18 protein-coding genes are annotated in these 23,844 nt (G+C 34.5%); 11 read left to right on the top strand and 7 right to left on the bottom strand.

Annotated features, from left to right (window positions below):
- Positions 1-21 precede the first annotated feature (21 nt).
- Together P2W75_RS13490 and P2W75_RS13485 are read left to right on the top strand one after the other, a co-directional pair.
- Positions 22-291, top strand: coding sequence for a hypothetical protein (locus tag P2W75_RS13490; protein WP_276380844.1), 270 nt, complete (start codon positions 22-24; stop codon positions 289-291).
- A 50-nt stretch (positions 292-341) separates the two neighbouring features.
- Entirely contained in the window at positions 342-881 is a 540-nt protein-coding gene (locus tag P2W75_RS13485) for a hypothetical protein (RefSeq protein WP_276380843.1), read from the top strand.
- A 47-nt stretch (positions 882-928) separates the two neighbouring features.
- Here P2W75_RS13485 and P2W75_RS13480 read toward each other — a convergent pair whose 3' ends face one another.
- A complete protein-coding gene (locus P2W75_RS13480) occupies positions 929-1,162 on the bottom strand; it encodes a hypothetical protein (protein WP_276380842.1) in 234 nt (77 codons plus the stop codon).
- 529 nt (positions 1,163-1,691) lie between these two features.
- The gene (locus P2W75_RS13475; RefSeq protein ID WP_276380841.1) at positions 1,692-2,504 is read right to left on the bottom strand and encodes a mechanosensitive ion channel family protein; all 813 of its coding nucleotides are present in this window, start codon (positions 2,502-2,504) and stop codon (positions 1,692-1,694) included.
- 396 nt (positions 2,505-2,900) lie between these two features.
- Between P2W75_RS13475 and P2W75_RS13470 the strand changes: the two genes are divergently transcribed.
- On the top strand, positions 2,901-5,810 hold the full coding sequence (locus P2W75_RS13470) for an FAD-binding and (Fe-S)-binding domain-containing protein (protein WP_276380840.1): 2,910 nt from the start codon (positions 2,901-2,903) through the stop codon (positions 5,808-5,810).
- Between the two features lie 162 nt (positions 5,811-5,972).
- Here the strand turns inward: P2W75_RS13470 and P2W75_RS13465 are convergent, their stop codons facing one another.
- A complete protein-coding gene (locus P2W75_RS13465) occupies positions 5,973-7,133 on the bottom strand; it encodes a Gfo/Idh/MocA family protein (protein ID WP_276380839.1) in 1,161 nt (386 codons plus the stop codon).
- Between the two features lie 415 nt (positions 7,134-7,548).
- Between P2W75_RS13465 and P2W75_RS13460 the strand changes: the two genes are divergently transcribed.
- Both P2W75_RS13460 and P2W75_RS13455 read left to right on the top strand, forming a co-directional pair.
- On the top strand, positions 7,549-9,483 hold the full coding sequence (locus tag P2W75_RS13460; RefSeq protein WP_207297271.1) for an amino acid permease: 1,935 nt from the start codon (positions 7,549-7,551) through the stop codon (positions 9,481-9,483).
- A gap of 304 nt (positions 9,484-9,787) precedes the next feature.
- Positions 9,788-10,882, top strand: coding sequence for a DUF695 domain-containing protein (locus P2W75_RS13455; RefSeq protein ID WP_276380838.1), 1,095 nt, complete (start codon positions 9,788-9,790; stop codon positions 10,880-10,882).
- A 235-nt stretch (positions 10,883-11,117) separates the two neighbouring features.
- Here the strand turns inward: P2W75_RS13455 and P2W75_RS13450 are convergent, their stop codons facing one another.
- Positions 11,118-12,347 (bottom strand): aminotransferase class I/II-fold pyridoxal phosphate-dependent enzyme, encoded by a 1,230-nt coding sequence (locus P2W75_RS13450; protein WP_276380837.1) that lies wholly within the window; start codon positions 12,345-12,347, stop codon positions 11,118-11,120.
- A gap of 348 nt (positions 12,348-12,695) precedes the next feature.
- Here P2W75_RS13450 and P2W75_RS13445 point away from each other — a divergent pair, with 348 nt between their 5' ends.
- From P2W75_RS13445 to P2W75_RS13435, 3 genes are all read left to right on the top strand, one after another.
- Complete coding sequence (locus tag P2W75_RS13445) at positions 12,696-13,154, top strand: Lrp/AsnC family transcriptional regulator (protein WP_053471104.1); 459 nt, start codon at positions 12,696-12,698, stop codon at positions 13,152-13,154.
- Positions 13,155-13,567: 413 nt separating this feature from the next.
- Positions 13,568-14,971: a dihydrolipoyl dehydrogenase gene (gene lpdA / locus P2W75_RS13440; protein ID WP_207297268.1), complete on the top strand. Its 1,404-nt coding sequence runs from the start codon at positions 13,568-13,570 to the stop codon at positions 14,969-14,971.
- A gap of 148 nt (positions 14,972-15,119) precedes the next feature.
- A complete protein-coding gene (locus tag P2W75_RS13435) occupies positions 15,120-15,662 on the top strand; it encodes a lipocalin family protein (RefSeq protein WP_207297267.1) in 543 nt (180 codons plus the stop codon).
- A gap of 51 nt (positions 15,663-15,713) precedes the next feature.
- Here the strand turns inward: P2W75_RS13435 and P2W75_RS13430 are convergent, their stop codons facing one another.
- The gene (locus P2W75_RS13430; protein WP_207297266.1) at positions 15,714-16,088 is read right to left on the bottom strand and encodes a DoxX family membrane protein; all 375 of its coding nucleotides are present in this window, start codon (positions 16,086-16,088) and stop codon (positions 15,714-15,716) included.
- A gap of 209 nt (positions 16,089-16,297) precedes the next feature.
- Positions 16,298-17,185: a DUF4349 domain-containing protein gene (locus tag P2W75_RS13425; protein ID WP_207297265.1), complete on the bottom strand. Its 888-nt coding sequence runs from the start codon at positions 17,183-17,185 to the stop codon at positions 16,298-16,300.
- A gap of 177 nt (positions 17,186-17,362) precedes the next feature.
- Here P2W75_RS13425 and P2W75_RS13420 point away from each other — a divergent pair, with 177 nt between their 5' ends.
- From P2W75_RS13420 to P2W75_RS13410, 3 genes are all read left to right on the top strand, one after another.
- Positions 17,363-18,649, top strand: coding sequence for an anthranilate synthase component I family protein (locus P2W75_RS13420; RefSeq protein ID WP_207297264.1), 1,287 nt, complete (start codon positions 17,363-17,365; stop codon positions 18,647-18,649).
- A gap of 206 nt (positions 18,650-18,855) precedes the next feature.
- Positions 18,856-20,166: a tRNA lysidine(34) synthetase TilS gene (gene tilS / locus P2W75_RS13415; RefSeq protein ID WP_207297263.1), complete on the top strand. Its 1,311-nt coding sequence runs from the start codon at positions 18,856-18,858 to the stop codon at positions 20,164-20,166.
- Entirely contained in the window at positions 20,166-22,241 is a 2,076-nt protein-coding gene (locus tag P2W75_RS13410; protein WP_207297262.1) for a cytochrome c biogenesis protein CcdA, read from the top strand. Before tilS ends, P2W75_RS13410 begins: the two co-directional genes overlap by 1 nt.
- A gap of 205 nt (positions 22,242-22,446) precedes the next feature.
- Here P2W75_RS13410 and P2W75_RS13405 read toward each other — a convergent pair whose 3' ends face one another.
- On the bottom strand, positions 22,447-23,763 hold the full coding sequence (locus P2W75_RS13405) for an ammonium transporter (protein ID WP_207297261.1): 1,317 nt from the start codon (positions 23,761-23,763) through the stop codon (positions 22,447-22,449).
- Positions 23,764-23,844: the final 81 nt, after the last annotated feature.

The raw sequence follows: 23,844 nt of genomic DNA, 5'->3' as shown, positions 1-23,844 counted from the left end.
TAAATATAAAAACTAATGAGAATGGTAAAAAAGTCAATTACGAATAAATTAATTTGTTTATTCGTGATGTTTTCTCTTTTGCAAAGTAATGTTTTATTTGCCGGAAGATGTTCAGGCTCTTCAAACTGTGGAGCTTGTTCAAGTTGTAATTATTGCGGATATTGTAATAGTGGAGGTAGTTGTGGGGTTTGTGGAGGCGATAGCTCTTCAGGTTTTGGTAAATTTTTATTTATTGGTTTTCTAATTTTTATAGGAATTGGAATTTTTAGTGATAACAATAAGAAGAAATAAATGAATTCAAAAGTGATTAAATAATTTATAAATTTTAATATGCAAAATTGATGATCAAAACTATAGATGTCGAAATAACAAAGCAACTTGATTTAATTAAAGTATTTGCAAATGAACTTCATTTTAAAGAAATATGTCAATTTGAATTGAATGAAAAATTAGAAAATATCCCATGGGATATTTTAATGCACCCAGGACTTTATTTGATTGAGGTTAGAAATAACGAGAATTTTGAAGTATATGAAGAATGGGTTAATGATTTTAAATTAAGATGGGAAGACAAAAACTATTTAAAAAAATTCACTCCAAATTTTAAATTGAAAAGAATAAAAGCTCATAATGAGTTAAAAGAATGGATTCCATTATATATTGGAAAATCTAAGAATATTAAATCGAGATTGCATGGTCATATATATAAGGAGTTAGCTAAAACAACTTTTGCCATGAAACTTTTAGCAAGAGAAAATATGAAACAAGAAATTTTTAGAATCAGTGTAATAAATCTTGAATTGACAAATTATGATGCTATAATTCCAGTTATAGAAAATCAATTGAGGAATAGGATAAATCCGCTAATAGGCAAACAATAATAAAAACCCTCGGCTTAAAAAGCCGAGGGTTTTCATTTTTAAGCTTTTTACTCTATCTCCAAATAAGGATTTAAAGTTTCTGCTAATTCATTAAGCCAGTATAAACCGTCTCTTAATTTTGCGATTTCATTTTGAAGTGTTTCGTGCTCGCTCATAATGCCTAAAGCTAATGTGAAATTAATCTGCCTTAGTGTTTTTGCCATTTCTTCGGGCAGGATTCTGTCGCTGAAAAAATTCAAAAGTCGAATTTCAGTTTCTCGTGAAATTGTGTTAATACTCATAATCTTTGTGTTTAGGAAAAGAAACCCGTACAGCTAAGGTGTCCTACGCCACAAAGTGCGTTGCAGTTGTTTCCAATACCGCCACCATACCATACGGGCAAAAGTTTTTTTGATATCATTTTCTTTGTGTTTAGGATTGTAAAGATATCAAAAAAATATTTTAAGTAAGAAAAATATTATATTTTAAAAATAATTTTCTTGTAGTAAATCATCTCTGCACGGTAAATATAAAACGTTATTTTGAGAAAAGATAAATGGAAGTAAATTTCCAGCTAGTTTGTCATTTCGAGGAACGAGAAATCACACGCGGGATTCTGCAAAGAGAAACCGATAGCGCGGATTTGTAATCCGTGCACGCATAGATTGGATCGGACAGATTATAAGTGAAAAAAATATACTTTGCGTTTACGGATTGCAAATCCGCGCTATCGGTAATAGTTAGTAAATTTTAGATTTCATAAGCCTTCGACTACGCTCAGGGTGACAATCGTGTTTAAAGAAAACTTAGCATCTCAGTACCTCAGAACCTTTATTTAAGCACAAATCCATTTTCCTTCAATTTATTCAAAACAGCAGCAATAATTTTAGAACGGCATTCTGAATTTTCGGTTGTTGAAGCGGTTTTCACCCAATAGCGAATATTAAGCTGAATAATACCTCCGGCAATAACATCGGTAATTACGGCGGCGTTTTCGTGGTCTTTTTCAGTTACATTTTCGTCGTTTCCTAGAATCTCTTTAACAAGTTCAATGGCTCTGGTATAATCAGAACCATATTCAAGTCCGACGGTAAAAGTCTGAAGCAGAAAACCTTCACTGTTGTAGTTAATGAGCGTGTTTTTTATAAGAAGTGCGTTGGGAATATAAATGATTTTTGAATCGCTTTTGACTTCGGTATCGCGAAGGTTTAGGTTGATAACTTCGCCTTTTACGCCGTTACTTTCGATAATATCGCCAATAGAAAATGGTCTTTTGAAAGCCAGCAGAATTCCGGCAAGGAAATTTTCGCCAATATCTTTAAGTGCAAAACCAATCACAAAAGCCGAGATTCCCGCGCCCGCAAGCATACTTTGCGCAACGCCTTCGAGACCAATAATTCGGAACATAAACAAGATTCCGATAATAATCAAAACCGATTTGATTAAACGGGCAATAAAAATGGCAAGCAAACGATCGTGCATTTTAGCTTTGAGTCGGTTTCCTGCAAAAATACCCACACGGCTCGCAATAAACCATGACACGAGAATGACCAAAATTGCTAAAATAAATTTTGGCGTAAGATCGACAATGCTATTGTAGTAACCTTCGAGGTGATTAATGACGTCCTGAAAGAAATTTTCCATAATAATTAAGGCGTAAAATGTTTAAACTCGCTGAGTTGTTTTTTTAACACATAGAAACATAGTTTTTGTTTGCACTTAAAGGCATTTCATTTGTTTCAATTCACATAGCTTAACGTAAAGTGCTATGTGTTAAAATCTAGATTTTTTCAACTATTCTCAGAATTTAAAGAAATAAATCTATGTTTCTATGTGTTTAAAATTATTTCGTCCAACAAACGAAAATTCTAAAATTACTTTTTTAGTAAATAAAACACTTACAGGATTCTCTTCGAATTTTATAAAATATTGACGGAGTTGTTAGATAAATTCACAAAATAGAATCGTTTTACCTTGTGATATTTTTATCTTTGTCGTCTGAGTTTTTTCAGGAAATATTTTTATAAAAAGCACATTTACATGTTGACCCAATCTCATTTAGAGCAATTATCCGCGAGTCTCGAAGGCACCCTTTTATTCGATGAACTTCATAAAACGCTTTATTCCACAGATGCTTCGGTGTACCGAATTAAGCCGAATGCGGTGGCAATTCCTAAAACAACCGAAGATATTGCCAAGCTGATTAAGTTCGCGGCAGAACATAAGCTGTCGATTACGCCAAGAACTGCAGGAACTTCACTGGCAGGACAAGCAGTAGGAGACGGATTGGTGGTTGATGTGTCGAAACATTTTACAAAAATCATTTCATACAATGCCGAAAAGAAAACGGTAACGGTTCAGCCTGGCGTAATTCGTGATGAGCTGAATTTGTTCTTAAAACCTCACGGCGTATTTTTTGCTCCAATTACATCAACCTCAAACCGCGCGATGATTGGCGGAATGGTGGGAAATAATTCTTCTGGAACAACTTCGATTCGATATGGTGTTACACGAGATAAAATCGCAGAAGTAAAAGCACTTTTAAGCGATGGTTCTGAAGTCGTTTTTAAAGACCTGACTTCAGCTGAATTTATCGAAAAAACCAAAGGCGATTCTTTAGAAAATAAAATATACAAAACAATTTACGACGAGCTTTCGATAAAAGAAGCGCAGGAAGAAATTGTAAAAGAATTTCCGAAACCAGAAATTCACAGAAGAAATACAGGTTATGCTGTTGATATTCTTTTGAAATCGGAATTATTTGGCGGAACCGAACCAACCATAAATCTAGGAAAACTGCTTTGCGGAAGCGAAGGAACTTTGGCTTTCACAACAGAAGTTACCTTGAAAGTTGACGATCTGCCGCCGCCTCACAGTATTATGGTCGTTGGGCATTATCATACGATTCAGGAATCTTTAGAATCGGTTGTGGTAGCGATGAAACATCATTTGTACACCTGCGAAATGATCGACGATACGATTTTGGATTGTACGAAAACAAATCGTGAACACATTAAAAACCGTTTCTTTTTGGTTGGAGAACCAAAAGCGATTATGTTGTTTGAAGTGGCGTCGCACACTTTAGAAGATGCCGAAAAACAAGCCGACGCTTTGATTGCCGATTTAGAGAACAACAATTTTGGTTACGCTCGAGTAAAAATCTACGGAAATGATATTGACAAAGCCAACGAACTGAGAAAAGCTGGTCTTGGACTTTTAGGAAGTATTGTTGGCGACGATAAAGCAGCCGACTCGATTGAAGATACTGCAGTTGAATTGAGCGATTTGCCGAATTATATTGCAGAGTTTTCGGCGATGATGTTAAGCCACGGACAAGAAGCGATTTATTACGCGCATGCTGGTGCAGGAGAGTTGCACCTTCGTCCGGTTTTGAATTTGAAGAAAACATCCGATTTAAAATTATTCAGAACCATTGCGACCGAAGTAGCGCATTTGGTGAAAAAATATAGAGGTTCGTTAAGCGGTGAACACGGCGATGGAATTGTGCGCGGTGAGTTTATTCCGTTTATGATTGGCGACAAGAATTACGAATTGCTGAAAAGAATCAAACTGGCATTTGATCCCAATTCGGTTTTGAATATCGGGAAGATTGTAAACGCCTTGAAAATGGACGAAAGTCATCGTTTCGTTTCGGGAAGAGTTGAACCAGACATTAAAACGTTTCAGGATTTCTCAGACAGTTTAGGAATTTTACGTGCTGCCGAAAAATGCAACGGTTCCGGCGACTGCCGAAAGTTGCCGTCGGGCGGAGGAGCGATGTGTCCGAGTTATCGTGCAACGAGAAACGAGAAAGAAACTACACGTGCGAGAGCCAATGCACTGAGAGAATATTTAACGTATTCTGAAAAAGAAAATAAATTCGACCAGAAAGAATTATACGAAGTTTTTGAATTGTGTGTAAGCTGTAAAGCCTGTGCGAGCGAATGTCCGAGTAATGTAGACGTGGCAACTTTAAAAGCCGAATTTTTATACCAATATCAAAAAGCAAACGGATTCTCAACCCGAAATAAGATTTTTGCCAACAATGCCAAATTGAATAAAATGGGAAGCAAATTCCCAGCGATTACGAATTTTATTTCAAATCAGTCTTTGGTCAAAAAAACTATGGGAATTGCACCCGAAAGACAAGTTCCGTTATTGGCGAAAAAGACTTTTAGAAAATGGTTTGCCAATAATAAACCGTCACAAACAGATTTTCCAAACGGAAGATTGTATTTGTTTGTAGACGAATTCACGAATTATTATGATGTAAATATCGGAATCGATGCTTTTGAATTATTGACGAAATTAGGTTATCAAGTTTTAGTTGTTGATCATGAAGAAAGTGGCAGAACGTATCTTTCAAAAGGATTTCTAGAAGAAGCGAAAAAAATAGCCAATCATAATGTAAGTGTTTTTAAAGATTTGGTTTTGGCAAATGCACCTTTAATCGGAATTGAACCTTCAGCGATTTTGACTTTTAGAGATGAATATCTTCGTTTAGCTGATGATAAAGAAGCTGCGGAAAAGTTATCAAGAAATGCTTTTACAATCGAAGAATTCTTCAAAAAAGAAATCATAGACGGAAAAATTACAGCCGATTCTTTTTCAGAAGAAACTAAAGAAATCAAAATCCACGGACATTGCCATCAGAAATCGTTGAGTTCTGTTGAAGCGACTTTCGCCATGCTGAATCTTCCTAAAAATAATACGGTTACGATTTACAATTCAGGCTGTTGCGGAATGGCAGGTTCTTTTGGTTATGAAAAAGAACATTACCAAGTGAGTATGCAAATGGGCGAGGATACGTTATTTCCGAAAGTGAGAAACACTGCAGAAGACGTAAAAATCGCCGCAGCAGGAACCAGTTGTCGTCATCAAATTTATGATGGAACAAGTCGTGAGGCACAGCATCCGGTAAGTATTTTGAGAAGCTGTTTGAAAAGCTAGCCACAAATTACACGAATTACACAAATTATACTTTGCGCTGATTTCACAAATTAAAAATTTGAGTAATTCGTTAGTTCATCATTCGAAAAATATTTTGCGCCAAAAAAATAATTCGTGAATTGCTTCGCCTGTTCGCTATCGCTCGGGTCGTGGCAGAAAAAACTATTTTAGGCTAACTTTTTTCCCTGTTTCAGCGGCTTTATAAATAGCATTGATAATTCTAACATCTTTAATGCCTTCTTCACCTGTAATGTGATTTGGGAGTTTTTGGTTAGCTAAAATCACTTTACAAATCTCATCCATTTGAGTTTGCTGCTGATTTATGACTGGAAAATTAAATGGTTTTCCATCCGATCTTTTACCTACAAAAGGCCCATAGCTCACAGCAGGACTCATTTCGAAGAAACCTTCATCTGCAGCAGCGTGAAATCTATCAATGCCAAAACCATAAGAACTGCAGCAATTAGCAACAGCACCACTCGGAAATTCCATTTGCCAAGTAATATTTTCTTCAACCTGAGCAAATCGGTTTTTATTGTTTACGGCTCCGAATTGTGCCGTAACCGCAATTGGCTCTTCACCCAAAACATAACGCGAAACCTGAATGCAATAAACTCCTAAATTGATCAACGGACCACCGCCTGCAAACTTTTTAGTCAATCTCCATTCGTTACGGGCATTTAAATCAACAGGTTTATTTACGTCATGAATGTCATAAGTGCTGTAACCTAGGGAAGCTTCTATATATCGAACTTGCCCTAAAACTTTTTCTTGTCCCAATCGTTTTACTTCTAAATGATTCGGTTCGTAATGCAAACGATAACCCATTGCCAGTTGTACATTATTATCGTTGCAGGCTTTTATCATTTCTTTACAATCTTCAACTGTAATGGCCATTGGTTTTTCAACAATAACATGTTTCCCTGCTTTTGCAGCGCGAACAGTAAATTCTTTATGAAGTGAGTTTGGAGTTACAACATACACCAAATCAATATCTTTGTTTTTTACGATTGAATCGAAGTTTTCGTAGTTGTAAATGTTTTTCTCGGGAATGTTATACTTCTTTTTCCAGGCTTCCGCTTTAGAAGGCGTTCCTGTAACGATTCCGGCAAGCTGGCAATATTCAGAAACCTGAAGCCCTTCGGCTAATAACGAAGCGTAGTTTCCTAAACCGCAAAGTGCAATATTTAATTTTTTTCCAGAATAGGGTTTGTGAACCTTTTCTGTTTCGGTGATAAAAGAAGGAAGTGAAGTCATGACAACAGAAGCGCCAACGCCAAGTCCAAATTTATTTACAAAAGAACGTCTCGTGATTTTTTCCATAAAAATGATTCTTTAAATTAAATACTACTTGTATTAGTAAGCTCATTTTGAGAAATGTTACATTTGTGTTTTCGATTTAACCGCAAAGAGCGCAAAGAATTACGCAAAGTTCACAAAGATTTTATTTCTCTCGTAGGTTTGGCAGATAATGCAGATTTTTGTTGTGATGAAAATATTTATGCAGATTTTAAAATCAAATCTGCTCAATCTGCGAGAGAAAATTTAAAGACAAAGATTTGAAAAAATAATTCGTGAATTGCTTCGCCTGTTCGCTATCGCTCGGGTCGTGGCATGAAAAAAAAATCACAAAAAAACAAAATCGTTTTATATATTTGAAATCAGGATAATTTTTGCATTATTTGCAAAATAAAACCAGAACGACTGAATTAAATCAATTTATAATAGCGAAAAATATATGGCATTTTCAAGTTTATTCCGAAAAAAAACAGTGCAGGATATTCTGAAACAGGTTGCAAAGAATGAAGCAGATGGGCATGAAGCATTAGGAAAGCATCTTACAACCAAAGATTTAACTGCTTTCGGAATTGCTGCAATTGTGGGAGCGGGAATTTTCAGCACCATCGGAAAAGCGAGTGCCGACGGAGGACCAGCCGTAATATTTTTGTTTCTTTTTACTGCTCTTGCCTGTAGTTTTGCGGCCTTTGCTTATGCCGAGTTTGCATCAATGGTTCCCGTTTCTGGAAGTGCTTACACGTATTCGTATGTAGCTTTTGGAGAAATCATTGCCTGGATTATCGGTTGGGCTTTAATCATGGAATATGCTGTAGGAAATATAACGGTTGCCATATCGTGGAGTGATTATTTTACAGGACTTCTCCAGAGTGGCGGAATACATTTACCGCAATGGATTCAAATGGATTACTTAACCGCTTCAAACGGTTTTAAAGATGCTGAAGCTTTAATGCGAGGCGGAAAATCATTCGAAAATTTAAGCACAGCTTTACAACAAGCGCATACAGCTTGGCAAACAGCACCAACAATAGGATCATTTCACTTTGTGACTGATTTACCAGCTTTATTCATCATTATTTTGATTACCGCTTTGGTTTACAGAGGAATGAAAGAATCTCGTAATGCAAGTAATTTAATGGTGGTTGTAAAACTTTGTGTGGTGCTGCTGGTAATTGCAGTTGGAGTGTTTTATGTAGATACTGCCAATTGGGATCCGTTTGCGCCAAATGGAGTTAGCGGGGTTTTAAAAGGTGTATCGGCAGTTTTCTTTGCTTATATTGGTTTTGATGCTATTTCTACAACAGCAGAAGAATGTAAAAATCCGCAAAGAGATTTACCACGCGGAATGATGTGGGCGATTATCATTTGTACCCTTTTATACATTGCTATTGCTTTGGTTTTAACTGGAATGGTAAAATATCACGAATTAAATGTTGGAGATCCTCTAGCATTTGTTTTCGATAAATTAGACTTAAAATGGATGTCAGGAATTATTGCGGTGAGTGCGGTAGTAGCAATGGCAAGCGTTTTATTGGTTTTTCAAATGGGACAGCCTCGTATCTGGATGAGTATGAGCCGTGACGGATTATTGCCAAAGAAATTTTCAACTGTTCACCCAAGATTCAAAACACCTTCTTTTGCCACTATTGTTACAGGATTTGTAGTAGCGATTCCAGCATTATTCTTAAACTTGACAATGGTTACTGATTTATGCAGTATCGGAACTTTATTTGCCTTTGTATTGGTTTGTGCGGGAGTTTTAGTATTGCAGAACAAACCTGAAATCCCAAGAGGAAAATTCAAAACTCCTTACATCAATTCAAAATACATTTTACCAGTTTTAATTATAGCTGGTTTATATTATGCTTTTGCGTTCAATAATAAAGCAACAATGGCATTTATTAATAATGAGGCACAAACTTTTGATGCAACATCTATTGTAACGTCTTTAGACAAAGAAGATTCTGAAAAAGTGTTTAATTATTTAAAAAGTATAGATGCCACCAACAAAACTTCTGAAACTTCAGATTTAGAGCATTTGTTAAGCCAATATCAGGATGATGAAGTTAAATATGCTGAGGTTGTAAAAGGACTTCCAATTAAAGATTCATTAAAATACGAAACGGGATTTCAGTTATTCAAACATAAAATTCCAATGTGGATTTTCTTATTTGTGTTAGTTGGATTGGCAGTTTGGGCTTTCAGAAAAAATCTTTCTCTGATTCCGCTTTTAGGATTAATCTGCTGTTTGTATATGATGGCCGAATTAAGCGTTTGGAACTGGATTTATTTTACCGTTTGGTTAATAATTGGACTGCTGATTTACTTTGGCTACAGCCGAAAAAATAGTAAATTGAACTTCGTGGAGAAGTTATAAGTTAAGAGTTATAAATTATAAGTGAGCCGTTCTGAATAATTTCAGAACGGCTTTTTTTATGGGATAATTATTTGCGCGCAGATTTTAAATGATTGTAGCAGATCTAGTTTTGGATTTTTATATAAAAAATAGGTTTAAATCTGCCTTAATCTCTTTAAATCTGGGTAAAATGATTTTTATGAACTAACTCATTCTGGCTGAGAGTGTTTTAAAATGTTCTAATTTTTATACAAATAATCCTATGTTTTAAAAGGCTTTTCCTTAAGTTTGTTTTCAGTAAATTTTAAAATATAATTTGTAATAAATGAGTTTTCTTGATAAAATATTGGGCAAAAATGATGCTCCAATACAATCTAATAAGGACTTCTGGAATTGGTTTCTAAAAAAGGAAAAAGAGTTTTTTAAAATCGTTAAAAACAGAGGAAATATCCACCAAGGTTTTTTTGAAAAATTAGCTCCGAAACTAGATGAAGTTCACTACGGAATTTATTTTTTAACTGGCATGTTTGATGACAATACAGTTGAATTAATCTTAACGCCAGATGGAGCAATCAGAAATATTTATGCTATAGAAGAGCTGGTAAATGCGGCTCCAAAAATGGTAGGATGGAAAATTACTGCTCTTAAACCAGCTTCAGATATTAAGGATGTTGGTATTGAGTATGAAAATTTCAAATTTGATAAAGAGAATTTAAAATTTTACCCTAATATTCACGAAGGTTATCCAGACGAAATAGATTTGACAATAGTATACAATGGATTTGTTGAAGAAGAAAAAGGAAAAGTAACAAACGGGGTTTATATTTTTCTAGATAATTATTTAGGAGAACTAAATTCTTTGACATTGATAGATAACATGAATGTTGTTGGACCTAATGAAATTTCAGAAGAATTAATTCCAATCGAAAAATTAAAAGATTATTTAATCTGGAGAGAGAAGGAATTTGTTGAGAAATATGAAGGCACGAGACATAATACAGAAAATGATAATTATTCAAGTCTTGAGGGTACTGCAAAAGATGGTGGGGCTATTATCGCCATTATAAATAGTGATATTTTACAATGGGATAAAAAAGCATCTCATCCGTGGGTATTTATTATTACAATTCCATTTGATGGAAGCAACAATAGCGGAATGCCGGATAAAGAAACATATCAATTATTAAATGAAATTGAGGATGATGTAGTATTGGAACTTAAAGATTTGGATGGTTATTTGAATATAGGAAGAGAAACACGCACCAATAAAAGAGAAATCTTTTTTGCGTGTAAAGATTTCAGAAAACCAACTAAAATAGCCGATGAATTAATTAAAAAATTCAATGGTACTTTTGAGATAAGCTACGAAATTTATAAAGACAAATATTGGCGAACATTTAGAGGTTACGAGCCTAGATAATTATAAAGCCGTTCTGAATATTCAGAACGGCTTTTTTACTCAAACTTCAAAATAAAAAATCCGCTTAGAGAAAATCTCCAGCGGATTTGAAACAATCTAAAAAAATGATGCAAATTTATTTATAAAGTAATGTTTCCTATTTATTGTGGGTAATTTTTTCTCTCGCCGATTAAACAGATTATTTGCTAAGAAAAAGATCAGCAAGATCAGCAAGAGGATTAAAAAACTTAGAACCTTAGCAGCTCAGAACCTTAGAATCTTTTTGTAAAACCCCAAGTTCAATCATACAAGCTTTCATCATTTCGTAAGTACGCTGAATATCATTCTCTAAACCAATAGAAAAACGAATCAAACCATCAGTCAATCCCATTTCTTTTTGTTCTTCTAACGGAATTTCACTTGAAGTTGAAGTTCCCGGTGCACTGAATAACGTTTTATAAAAACCTAAACTTACTGCTAAATAACCCAGATTTCTATCCTGCATTAATTCCATTAATTCATTAGCTTTTTCCAAAGATCCAACATCAATGGTCAGCATACCACCAAAACCATATTCGGGATTAATCATCGTTTTATACAATTCATGACTCGGATGACTTTTCAATCCCGGATAAACCGTTTTTAAACCGTCTTTTTCAAATTGATCTGCTAGAAAATGCGCATTATGACTGTGCTGTTTAATTCTAATATGAAGTGTTCTCAGGTTTTTCATCACACTTGCAGAACGCAAACTGTCCATTGTTGGTCCTAAAAGCATGCTTGCGCCAGTGTTGACATTTTTCAGCGAATTAATAAATTCTTTCGAAGCACACGTTACACCACCAACGGTATCACTGCTTCCGTTAATGTATTTCGTCAAACTGTGAATTACAATATCAGCCCCCAATTTTGCAGGAGAAACTGATAATGGAGAAAACGTGTTGTCTACAACTAATTTCAAATGGTGCTTTTTGGCAATTGCAGCCAAACCACGAATATCTGCTACTTCCAATAACGGATTACTTACGGTTTCGCAGTACAAAACTTTAGTTTTAGAAGTAATTGCAGCTTCTACAACATCCAGTTTAGTAATGTCAACAAAAGTGGTTTCGATACCAAAACGAGGCGTAAAATTCTTCAAAAAAGCATAGGTACCGCCATAAATCGTTCGGCTTGAAACGATATGATCTCCCGCACCGCATAATTGCAATAGAGTAGGTGTAATAGCGCCCATACCAGAAGCTGAAACATTTGCCGTTTCTGTTCCCTCCATTGCGGCCAAAGCCTGATCCAAGTACAAATTACTTGGTGAAGAATGGCGCGAATACAAATAACAGCCTTCCATATTGCCTTCAAAAGTATCGAACATCGTTTTTGCCGATAAAAAAGTATAAGTAGAAGAATCAGAAATTGATGGATTCACACCGCCAAATTCCCCAAAGTATTGCAAATCCTGAATTTTATCTGCTGGATTAAAGTCTTTCATTATAGTTAGTTTTTTGTTAGTTTCAAGTTGCCATTGTCATCCTGAGCAAAGTCGAAGGATAAGGAGCTGCTTCCTGCTATCCGTTTCAATCTTTTACTTTTTAAAGAAAAAAGCAAAAGGATTTCCACTTCTATCAGGGCTAGGACATTTGTTTTTCAAAAGAAATTCCAGTCAAAGAAAGAGTGTTTTAGATAATTAATCAATTGTTTCGTTTTTATTTAGATTTTAAAACTATTAAATTAAATTAATAATGATTTTTAATCTAAATTTGTTCTAAAAAATACATGTCAATAGATTTTCTTTCACTTAAGTAATCCATCAACAATCAAGTAAAAACAATCAACCAAAATGACTCTTGACGAAATAGATAAAAAACTCCTCGTTTTGCTTCAAACCGACAGCAAAAAGACCAATAAAGAATTGTCTTTAAAATTGAATCTTTCTGTAACAGCAGTTTATGAACGAATTAAAAAGCTGGAGCGCGAAGGCATTATAAAAAACTATGCGGCTTTAGTCGATAAATCTAAAATCGAAAAAGGATTTGTAGTTTTCTGTCATTTAAAATTGATTCAGCATACCAAAGAATTCTTAACCAAATTCGAAAGTGAAGTCATCAAACTAAATGAAGTTTTAGAATGCCACCACGTAAGCGGCGATTACGATTATATTTTAAAAGTTCTAGTAAAAGATATGGAAGCCTATCGAGAATTTTTAGTAACCAAACTAACTTCTTTACAGCATATCGGGAGCACACAAAGTATGTTTATGATTAGCGAAGTGAAGAACTCTACGGTGATTTCTTTTTAAGGTTTAAGGTTCTGAGATGCTAAGTTTTTTAATCTCGCAAAGACGCTAAGTCGCGAAGTTCTTTTGTGAATTTTGTATAGCTGAATTGCGTCCAGCTTTAGCTAGATGTAAAGTATAGTTATAAGCAAGAGGCTTTAGTCAAAATTCTCAAAGTTTGGCTAAAGCCTGATATGTTTTCAATTTGAAACCTCCAGCTAAAGCAGGAAGGCAATTCAAAAAAAATTTTGCGACTTAGCGTCTTTGCGAGCAAAATTTTGTCACGATAAAATAAAACTTAGCGAACCTTGCGTAAATCTTAGCGCTCTTTGCGGTTAATAAAAACCCCAAATTTCACGCAAAAAACATTGAAATTTAAACTTTAAACAAAACTTTATTCCTTAAATTTGTGACGCTTAAAATAAAATAGATAAACTATGAGTTCATTTGACGTAGTCATTATAGGTTCAGGTCCTGGCGGATATGTATCAGCAATTCGTTGCGCACAATTAGGTTTCAAAACTGCTATTGTAGAAAAATATACTTCATTAGGCGGAACTTGCCTTAACGTAGGTTGTATTCCTTCAAAAGCATTATTATCATCTTCTCACCACTATTCAGAAATTGCTCATTTTGCAGATCACGGAATCGAAGTTTCTGGTGATGTAAAAATCAATTTAGAGAAAATGATCGCGCGCAAACAAGCTGTTGTAGATCAAACCGTAGGTGGAATCAACTACTTAATGGATAAAAATAAAATCACTGTTTTCAATGGTATAGGTTCTTTCGTAGACGCAACTCACATTGCTGTTGCAAAAGCTGACGGAACTTCAGAAACTATTGAAGCAAAATATACTGTAATTGCTACAGGATCAAAACCATCTTCTTTGCCATTCATCAAAATTGATAAAGAAAGAATCATCACTTCGACTGAAGCTTTAGCTTTAAAAGAAGTTCCAAAACACTTAGTTATTATTGGTGGAGGAGTTATCGGAATCGAGCTTGGACAAGTGTATCTTCGTTTAGGAGCTCAGGTTTCTGTAGTAGAATTCATGGACAGAATTATTCCAGGAATGGACGGGGCGCTTTCTAAAGAATTAACTAAAGTATTGAAAAAACAAGGAATGAAATTCTATGTTTCTCACAAAGTAAAATCAGTTGAAAGAAACGGTGATGCTGTTGTAGTTCAAGCTGAAAACGCAAAAGGAGAAACTATTACTCTTGAAGGAGATTATTCATTAGTTTCTGTTGGTCGTCGTCCTTACACAGACGGATTAAACGCTGATAAAGCTGGAGTTAAAATTTCAGATAGAGGACAAGTTGAAGTAAATGATCATTTACAAACCAGTACTCCAAATATCTACGCAATTGGTGATGTTGTTCGCGGAGCGATGTTGGCACACAAAGCGGAAGAAGAAGGAGTGATGGTTGCTGAAATCTTAGCGGGCCAAAAACCACATATCGATTATAACTTAATTCCTGGTGTAGTTTACACTTGGCCAGAAGTTGCTGCAGTTGGACAAACTGAAGAGCAATTGAAAGCGGCTGGAGTTAAATACAAATCAGGAAGTTTCCCATTCAAAGCTTTAGGACGTGCGAGAGCAAGTGCTGACTTAGACGGATTCGTAAAAATCTTGGCTGATGAGAAAACAGATGAGGTTTTAGGAGTTCACATGATTGGTGCTCGTACAGCAGATTTAATTGCTGAAGCAGTTACTGCAATGGAATTCAAAGCTTCTGCTGAAGACATTTCAAGAATGAGCCATGCGCACCCAACTTTCGCGGAAGCGGTAAAAGAGGCAGCATTGGCAGCTACAGAAAATAGAGCTTTACACGTATAATTTTTACTTTAAATCATATTTATAAACCGTCTCATTAAAAAACGAGACGGTTTTTTTATGCTTCACAAAATATAATATTCAAAAATAATTTTGTAAATTAGATGTGTATTTCGGGTGCTATCTTTATGGTATTTAAAAAGATAGCGTTATGAAAAGCAAATATATAGTTCCAGTTTTAATTGGAGCAGGAATCGGAATCGCGCTGAGTTCTTGTGGAGGAGGAATTCCGGATAAAGCAAAACCTGTAACTAATTTTGACAAAGCCAGATATTTAGGTAAATGGTATGAAATTGCCAGATTAGATTACAAATGGGAAAGAGATTTAAACAATGTTACAGCCGAATATTCTTTGAATGATAACGGCACCATAAAAGTCGATAATAAGGGCTATGATGTCAAAAAAGACAAGTGGGAAGAAAGCATCGGGAAAGCCAAATTTGTCAAAAAAGACAATATTGGTATGCTTAAGGTCTCATTTTTTGGTCCTTTTTATTCAGGATACAATGTTATTGCCATAGATACAGAGTATAAATATGCTCTTGTAGCAGGCGAAAGTTTAAAATATATGTGGATACTTTCAAGAGAAAAAACAATTCCAGAAAGTGTCAAAGCAGAATTTCTGATCAAAGCTCAAGATATTGGATATAACGTAACCGATTTAGTTTGGGTAAAACACGATAAAACAAATTAAAAAGAAACCCGGTCGTAAAGAACCGGGTTTTTTATTTTTAGTTTTGAAAAATCAAGGAGTGAAAACCGTTTTGTAATTATCCCAATATCTATAAATCAAAAATAAATTACCGATGAACAGAAGTACGGCAACTGGAAGCCCATCTGGAGCTAAAAAGTAATTGATAAACAAAATATTAATTGTAATTGGAAGAATTAAAATGTTTGCTAACGTAACAAAACGTCCTGTTACAAACGAAATTCCACACAGTAATTCAACAGTTTTTGCCAGTGGCAGTAAATAAGTCGAAGCAACTAAACCCATATTAAAGGCCTTAAAATTCCCCGTTGTTTCCGGTTCTGGAGCTAATTTTAGAAAAAACGAAATGGAAGCAAAGAGTAGTAAAAGACCAATCAAAACGCGGACAATAATAGTAGCAATTTTCATAATACTTAAAATTTGAATAGGTTAATAGATATAATTAGTGTGCTGAAAATGCAAAATCTATATTCTCAAATAAAAAGAAAATCTATTTTTAGAATCACTTTACTGAGAATTCAATAATCAATAATATTCTATTTTGGGATTAGTTTAAATGCTATATCAAATATAATGATTTTTTTGCTTACTAAATTGCTGAATTTTAACAGTTTTGATTATTTTTTGAAATATTTTTTATAGGCTAAATAACATCCAATTGCAATTAATATAAAAGGCCATAAATTAAGGAAAAAGACAAAAACTGCCTGAATGATATACAAACCATTTTTTAAAGCATCGACAATTTGAATTCCTAAATTAGGCTCATAGCTGCTGCCGTCTTTTTCACTTGCCGTTACTTCTTGTTTTACGGTTTGATTTTGATAAAGCTGTAAAGTAACAGTGCTGAAATTAATCTGATCTTTTAAAGAAAGATTGTTTAAAACAGCATTATCATTAGCTTCCTTTTGATTTGCTAGTGTATTTTCGGCATCAACAATATCATTTACTTTTTTGCCTTTGTTGTCAATTGCTTTTGTAATTCGGTCAGCACTTTCACTATTTCTTTTTTGAGAAAGCTGATTGCCTAATAATTTCAACGAAACATCATCGGCTTTAATCACTCTAAAATCCAAAAAGTCAATTTGTCTTGCAATGGTTTTAATTACAGTATCTAATTGCGTATTAGGAACTCTAATAGTAATGTTATTTTCAACCGTAAATTTGGTTGTTTCCAGCGTGCTGTCCTGACTTATTTTAGTTTTAATCTGGTCCTGAATAGTACTTTGCAGATTTGTATAGGTTACAAAACCTCCAAATTTCTGAACCGCATTTTCGATTGCATAAGTTGATTTGACCACATTCTTAACCTTGAACTTTAAATCGGCGGTTCGGATAAATTTCTGATTACTGTCTTTTTTTTCAACAGCAGCCGATGAAGAAATTGCGGTACTGTCTACCGCATAATCAGCAGTTTCAGATGTAGCATAATCTGCTTTTTTACACGAAAAAAGCAATGTAGTGATTACCAAAGTGGTTAATCCTAGTTTTGTAATTGTTTTCATAAAAGGTTAAAAATTTGATTAAATAAACTTTTGTTGGTTAAAAGGTTTCTGATTGTGTAAAATATTTTATGAATCGATTCAAAATCGATAGACTAAAAAGCGTGCCAATAATTTTAGATATTCTTTTATCGAAGGATTTTTTTTGTTGTAATTTTGAAGTTTAAAAAAATATCATTTTTGAGAGTTTCTATTCATAAACATATTTCAAATCCTTCCGATTTTAAACAACAGCTTTTAACGTGGTCACAGCAGTTTCGGGAGGTTGTTTTTTTGGAAGGCAATGGCTATCCAGAAGAATATTCGAGTTTCGATTGCATTCTGGCAGTTGATGCTTTTACATCAATTAAAACTGATTTTCACAATGCATTTGATGATTTAAAACAATACAAGCAAACGACTAAAGACTGGCTTTTTGGTTATTTGTCGTATGACTTAAAAAATGATATTGAGGATTTAAAATCCAATAATTTTGACGGATTAGAATTTCCCGATTTATTTTTCTTTCAGCCTAAAAAAGTTTTTTTATTGAAAGAGAATCAGCTTGAAATGCAATATCTGCGTTTTTGTGATGATGAATTTGAAGATGATTTTACTGAAATTATACAAACCTATTCTGAATCTTTTGCCTCATTAAATAAAATTGAAATTAAACAGCGAATTTCAAAAGATGTATATGTAGAAAAAGTAAATCAAATGCTGCATCACATTCATATTGGTGATATGTATGAAGCAAATTTCTGTATGGAATTTTATGCCGAAAATGCCATTATAAATCCGTTAGAAAAATTCAGAAAACTAAATGAAATTTCACAAGCGCCGTTTTCAGTTTTCTTTAAAAATCACAAACATTTTCTGCTTTCAGCATCGCCGGAAAGGTATTTGAAAAAAGTTGGAGAAACCATTATTTCTCAGCCAATCAAAGGAACCTCTAGAAGATTTGCTGATCCAATTGAAGATGAAAAATCAAAAAATAGTTTAGCTTCAGACGAAAAAGAGCGTGCTGAAAATATCATGATAACAGATTTGGTACGTAACGATCTTTCGCACACAGCGCAAAAAGGTTCGGTTGAGGTAAAAGAACTCTGCGGAATTTATTCGTTTCTGCAGGTACACCAAATGATTTCAACGGTTATTTCAAAATTAGATCAGCAATATTCGGCTGTTGATGTTTTAAAATCCACTTTTCCAATGGGAAGTATGACCGGAGCTCCCAAGATTTCTGTAATGAAGATTATTGAAAACCTCGAAGAAACCAAACGCGGACTGTACAGCGGTGCGGTTGGTTATTTTTCGCCAGAAGGTGATTTTGATTTTAATGTCGTAATCAGAAGTATTTTATACAATCAAGAAAAACAATACGTTTCATTTTCAGTAGGAAGTGCCATAACATCGCAGTCTGTCCCTGAAAAAGAATACGAAGAATGTTTACTGAAAGCAAAAGCAATGCACGAAGTTTTACAATAATTTTTTTTCGCCACGAATTACTTCGTCTATTCGCTATCGCTCGGGTTACGAATTATTAATAATCGCAACGTAAAAATAATTTGCGCTAATTTGTGGTAAAAATTGCGCCATCTGCATAAAAAAAATAATTCGTGAATTCGTGGCAGAAAACAATGCTTAACATTTCATTTAAAAATAGATCGAATTTAATTTTTTACTTTTATAGAATGTTTTCAAAATTCAAAAATCATATCGTTTCCCGTTTTCCTTTTTTGGCAGAGAAAAAGCTTTTTCTCGCTGTAAGCGGCGGATTAGACAGTATGGTTTTATTGCATTTATTTAAACAATTAAACTACGAAATAGCAGTTCTGCATTGCAATTTTCAGCTTCGCGGACTAGAAAGTTTTGGAGATCAAGAATTTATTCAAAACTATTGCGATCAAAACAATATCAAAATTTTTACGACCCAATTTGATACCGAAGCTTTTGCCAATGATTACAAAGTTTCGATACAAGTTGCAGCAAGAGAACTTCGCTACAGCTGGTTTTATGAACTTTTAGAAGAAAAAAACTTTGATTTTCTATTAACTGCTCATCACGCCGATGATAATCTGGAAACTTTTATTATCAACTTAACGCGAGGAACTGGATTAGAAGGATTAACTGGAATTCCAGAACAAAACGATAAAATAATCCGTCCGCTGCTTCCATTTTCTAGAGATGAAATCTTGAAATACGCTGAAGAGCACAAAATAGAATGGAGAGAAGACAGCAGTAATGCTTCGACTAAATATCTTCGAAATAAAATTCGTCATGATTTAGTTCCCATTTTAAAAGAAATCAATCCTAATTTTTTGGATGCTTTTCAGAAAACACAATCTTTTCTGCAGGAATCAAATGAAATGGTGGAAGATGCTTCAATTATGGTATATCAGCAAGTTGCTAAAGAAGCTGGAGATGATATTCATTTCGATTTGAATCAGCTTAAAAAACTTCCGAATTATAAATCATATTTGTACCAATGGCTGAAAGAATTTGGATTTTCGGCTTGGAACGATATCTATGATTTAGTGGAAGGACAGTCTGGAAAACAAATTTTTGCAGAAGAATTCAGATTGTTGAAAAACAGAGAAATGTTGATTTTAACGCCCTTTTCGGGAACATCAGAAAAAGAAGAATTTGAAATTTCTGAAAACGATACAGAAGTTAATTTTCCCTTAAAAATGACACTTTGTAACGTAGGTCACACAACATTCGGTTCAAATAGAACTATATTTGTCGACGCTGAAAAAATCCATTTTCCACTTATATTACGTAAATGGAATGAGGGTGATATTTTCCAGCCTTTTGGAATGAATGGTAAGTCAAAAAAAGTCAGCAAACTTTTTAAAGACGAGAAATTATCCCTGATTGAAAAAGAAAAAACATGGATTTTATGGTCGGGAGATAAAATTGTATGGGTAATCGGAATCAGACAGGACGAACGTTTTAAAATTGAAAATACCACAAATAAAATACTTAAAATAGAAATGCAATAATGAACTTTAATCAAAACCTAAACACGATAACTTCAAGAAGTATCTGGAACAGAATCACAGTTTTTTTACTGTTTTTCTTTTTTGCTTTAAATAGTAATGCCCAAATACTCGAACCTGTAAAATGGACGTCAAAAATTGAGAAAAAAGGAAACAATGCCTTATTGATTTTTGATGCCGTAATCGAAAAAGACTGGCATATGTATTCGCAGTTTACACCAGATGGCGGACCTCTAGCTTTGGAAATTACGTTTAAAAACCAGAAAGGAAATTATGAGTTAGTTGGAAAAGCCAAAGAAGGTAAAACCAGAACGGCTTTTAATGATGTTTTCGGTGTAGACGAGACTTTCTTTGAAGGAAAAGCACACATCGAACAAGAAATAAAAATCATCAATCCAAACTTAAAAACGGTTGATGTTGATTTTGATTTTCAGGTTTGTAAAGAAGTTTGTATCAATTCAAGCAAGAAATTTTCAATTTCAGTACCTTCTACTTTCAAAATGGATGAAGTTCCTGCTTTAACAGAAGCTAAATTGGATGAAACAAAAGTGACAGGTCTGGCGATTGATACTATTAAAAAAGAAGCAGCAGCACAGCCAAAAACTGAAACAGCACAAACAGCAAAAGAAGAAATCCCTGCCTCTGCACCAGCAAGAAGTTTGTGGTCAATCTTTTTTATAGCTTTTATATCAGGATTCGCGGCATTATTAACGCCATGCGTTTTCCCAATGATTCCTATGACGGTGAGCTTCTTCACTAAACAAAGTAAAAGCCGAGCAAAAGGAATTAGAAATGCTATTTTCTACGGACTTTCAATTATTGCTATTTATGTGATTTTAGGTCTTATCGTGACTAAAATATTTGGTGCCGATGCTTTAAACGCTTTGTCTACAGATGTTTGGTTTAACCTGATTTTCTTTGTGATTTTAGTGGTTTTTGCTACATCATTTTTGGGGGCTTTCGAAATTATGCTTCCAAATTCATGGGCAAACAAAGCAGATCAACAAGCAGATAAAGGCGGTATAGTTGGAATCTTATTTATGGCATTGGCGCTTGCAATTGTATCATTTTCTTGCACAGGACCAATTGTAGGAACGTTATTAGTGGATGCGGCTTCAAACGGAGGAATTGCTCCAATTGTGGGAATGTTAGGATTCTCATCTGCACTGGCACTTCCGTTTATGTTATTTGCTATGTTCCCGGGCTGGTTAAATTCATTACCAAAATCTGGCGGATGGCTGAATACAGTAAAAGTGGTTCTAGGGTTTTTAGAATTGGCTTTCGCATTCAAATTTTTATCAAACGCTGATTTAGTTTTACAATTGCATTTCTTAGAAAGAGAAGTTTTTATTGCGATTTGGATTGCTATTTTCGGTGCGCTTACTTTATATTTATTCGGAAAAATTACATTGCCTCATGATAGTCCTACGCATCATATTTCGGTTGGAAGACTGTATTTAGGATTGTTGACTTTAGTGTTCACGATGTATTTAATTCCAGGACTTTGGGGTGCACCTTTGAAATTAATAAGTGCATTTCCGCCGCCTCCAACCTACAGTGAAAGCCCGTTTGGAGTAGGAGGTTCTGTTAATGGAGTTTCTTCTGAAGCTGGAAAAGGAATGCCGGAAGGTGCCGAATTAGGTCCGCACGGAATTATGGTTTTTCACGATTATGAGGATGGATTAGCTTACGCAAAAGCAATTAATAAACCAATTATGCTTGATTTTACTGGGTATGCTTGCGTAAACTGTAGAAAAATGGAGAATAATGTTTGGTCTGAACCAACGATTCTTCCCATTCTGAAAAATGATGTGGTTTTGATTTCGCTTTATGTAGATGACAAACGTGAATTGCCAAAAGAAGAGCAGTTTACAACTGAAGCTGGAGATAAAATCATTACGGCAGGAGATAAATGGACAGATTTTATGATTTCAAAATATAAAACTAACACACAGCCTTTATATGTAATTACAGATTTGGAAGCAAACAATTTAAACGCTTCTAAACCAACAATCAGTTACGTAAGTGCTGATGAATATTTGAAATGGCTGAAAGAAGGGATTTCGAATTTTAAGTAGTAGTTGTTTGTTGTTTGTTGTTTGTTGTTTGTTGTTTGGGTTTAAACACTATCTTATAATCTGCAGCTATATTAGAAAATTTAAAATCCACAATCTAAAATCAGCAATCATCAATCTACAATCTAAAATATTTTATAATCAAAAAGCACTCTAAGTCAAATTTAGAGTGCTTTTTTTATCAAGTAACGAAAGTGAAAATTAAATCTTATAAGAATTCTCCGTGTTGAGAAATATCTAATCCTAGTTCTTCTTTTTCTTCAGTAACTCTTAGCGGTGTAATTTTGTTTACAATGAAAAACAATACATAAGAAGCTACAAATGCGAAGATTGAAACGACAACTAAAGCAATTAGCTGATTGATGAATAATGTTGGAGTTCCGAAGATTAAACCTTGATTATCTCCAACAGCAGGATTGATTGCTTTTGAAGCGAAAACACCAGTTAAAAGCATACCTACCATACCACCAACACCGTGACAAGCAAATACATCAAGGGCATCATCAATTTTACCTTTAGGGAATTTGCTTACTACAATGTTACTTACAATTGCAGAGAATAAACCGATGAAGATTGCGTGAGGGATACTTACGAAACCAGCAGCAGGTGTGATAGCCACAAGACCTACAACAGCTCCAATACAAGCTCCAAGAGCAGATAATTTGTGACCTAAAATTTTATCAAGGAAAACCCAAGCCATTGCAGCGGCAGCGGCAGCAACCGTAGTGGTTCCTAAAGCTTGAGCAGCAAGACCATTTGCTCCTAATGCAGATCCAGCGTTAAAACCAAACCATCCAAACCAAAGTAAACCTGTTCCTAATAATACATATGTAATTCTCGCAGGATTCACTTTTTGAACTTTTCTTTTTCCTAAGAAGATAGCTCCCGCTAATGCAGCCCATCCAGCACTCATGTGAACTACTGTTCCACCAGCGAAGTCTAATACTCCCATTTTAAAGAAAACTCCATCAGGATGCCAAGTCATGTGAGCAAGCGGCGCATATATCAATAATATAAATAAAACCATGAATAATAAATAAGCCCAGAAACGTACACGCTCTGCAAATGCACCTGTAATTAATGCAGGAGTAATGATAGCGAATTTTGCCTGGAATAATGCGAATAAAATAAATGGAATCGTTGGTGCAAGGCTCCATGCAGTATTAGTTCCAACTCCTGCAAAGAACAAATTCTCAGAAGGGTTTCCGATAATTCCTCCAATTGTTGGTCCAAAAGCCAAACCAAAAGCAACAACAGTCCATAAAATTGTAACAATTACCATTGCCATAAAACTTTGCAGCATAGTACTAATTACGTTTTTCTTACCAACCATACCTCCATAGAAAAATCCTAAACCAGGAGTCATTAACAATACAAATGCAGTTGCAACGATCATCCAGGCAGTATCTCCTGTATCAAACTTTACAGCTTCTGCTGGAATGGGGTTGTCAGCAATAATAAAGTTTGATATAAAGGTTAGTACCAAAATAGTGATAAGAATCACACTTAAAATAATTTTTCGCATAGTTATTTAGTTTTAAAATTTTTGATAAAAGTATAAAATGATTTGATACCCCCTAAAAAAATAGGGTTTAATGTTTGATTT

Source organism: Flavobacterium sp. H4147 (genome assembly GCF_029360735.1).
Lineage (GTDB): Bacteria > Bacteroidota > Bacteroidia > Flavobacteriales > Flavobacteriaceae > Flavobacterium > Flavobacterium endoglycinae.
The sequence above is the reverse complement of the archived record's forward strand: the minus strand, read 5'-3'. Positions and strand labels throughout refer to the sequence as shown.

Excerpts from the sequence above, each read along its gene's own strand:
- P2W75_RS13490 (WP_276380844.1), top strand. The coding sequence starts at position 22 with ATGGTAAAAAAGTCAATTACGAATAAATTAATTTGTTTATTCGTGATG.
- P2W75_RS13485 (WP_276380843.1), top strand. The coding sequence starts at position 342 with ATGATCAAAACTATAGATGTCGAAATAACAAAGCAACTTGATTTAATT.
- P2W75_RS13480 (WP_276380842.1), bottom strand. The coding sequence starts at position 1,162 with ATGAGTATTAACACAATTTCACGAGAAACTGAAATTCGACTTTTGAAT.
- P2W75_RS13475 (WP_276380841.1), bottom strand. The coding sequence starts at position 2,504 with ATGGAAAATTTCTTTCAGGACGTCATTAATCACCTCGAAGGTTACTAC.
- P2W75_RS13470 (WP_276380840.1), top strand. The coding sequence starts at position 2,901 with ATGTTGACCCAATCTCATTTAGAGCAATTATCCGCGAGTCTCGAAGGC.
- P2W75_RS13465 (WP_276380839.1), bottom strand. The coding sequence starts at position 7,133 with ATGGAAAAAATCACGAGACGTTCTTTTGTAAATAAATTTGGACTTGGC.
- P2W75_RS13460 (WP_207297271.1), top strand. The coding sequence starts at position 7,549 with ATGGCATTTTCAAGTTTATTCCGAAAAAAAACAGTGCAGGATATTCTG.
- P2W75_RS13455 (WP_276380838.1), top strand. The coding sequence starts at position 9,788 with ATGAGTTTTCTTGATAAAATATTGGGCAAAAATGATGCTCCAATACAA.
- P2W75_RS13450 (WP_276380837.1), bottom strand. The coding sequence starts at position 12,347 with ATGAAAGACTTTAATCCAGCAGATAAAATTCAGGATTTGCAATACTTT.
- P2W75_RS13445 (WP_053471104.1), top strand. The coding sequence starts at position 12,696 with ATGACTCTTGACGAAATAGATAAAAAACTCCTCGTTTTGCTTCAAACC.
- lpdA (WP_207297268.1), top strand. The coding sequence starts at position 13,568 with ATGAGTTCATTTGACGTAGTCATTATAGGTTCAGGTCCTGGCGGATAT.
- P2W75_RS13435 (WP_207297267.1), top strand. The coding sequence starts at position 15,120 with ATGAAAAGCAAATATATAGTTCCAGTTTTAATTGGAGCAGGAATCGGA.
- P2W75_RS13430 (WP_207297266.1), bottom strand. The coding sequence starts at position 16,088 with ATGAAAATTGCTACTATTATTGTCCGCGTTTTGATTGGTCTTTTACTA.
- P2W75_RS13425 (WP_207297265.1), bottom strand. The coding sequence starts at position 17,185 with ATGAAAACAATTACAAAACTAGGATTAACCACTTTGGTAATCACTACA.
- tilS (WP_207297263.1), top strand. The coding sequence starts at position 18,856 with ATGTTTTCAAAATTCAAAAATCATATCGTTTCCCGTTTTCCTTTTTTG.
- P2W75_RS13410 (WP_207297262.1), top strand. The coding sequence starts at position 20,166 with ATGAACTTTAATCAAAACCTAAACACGATAACTTCAAGAAGTATCTGG.
- P2W75_RS13405 (WP_207297261.1), bottom strand. The coding sequence starts at position 23,763 with ATGCGAAAAATTATTTTAAGTGTGATTCTTATCACTATTTTGGTACTA.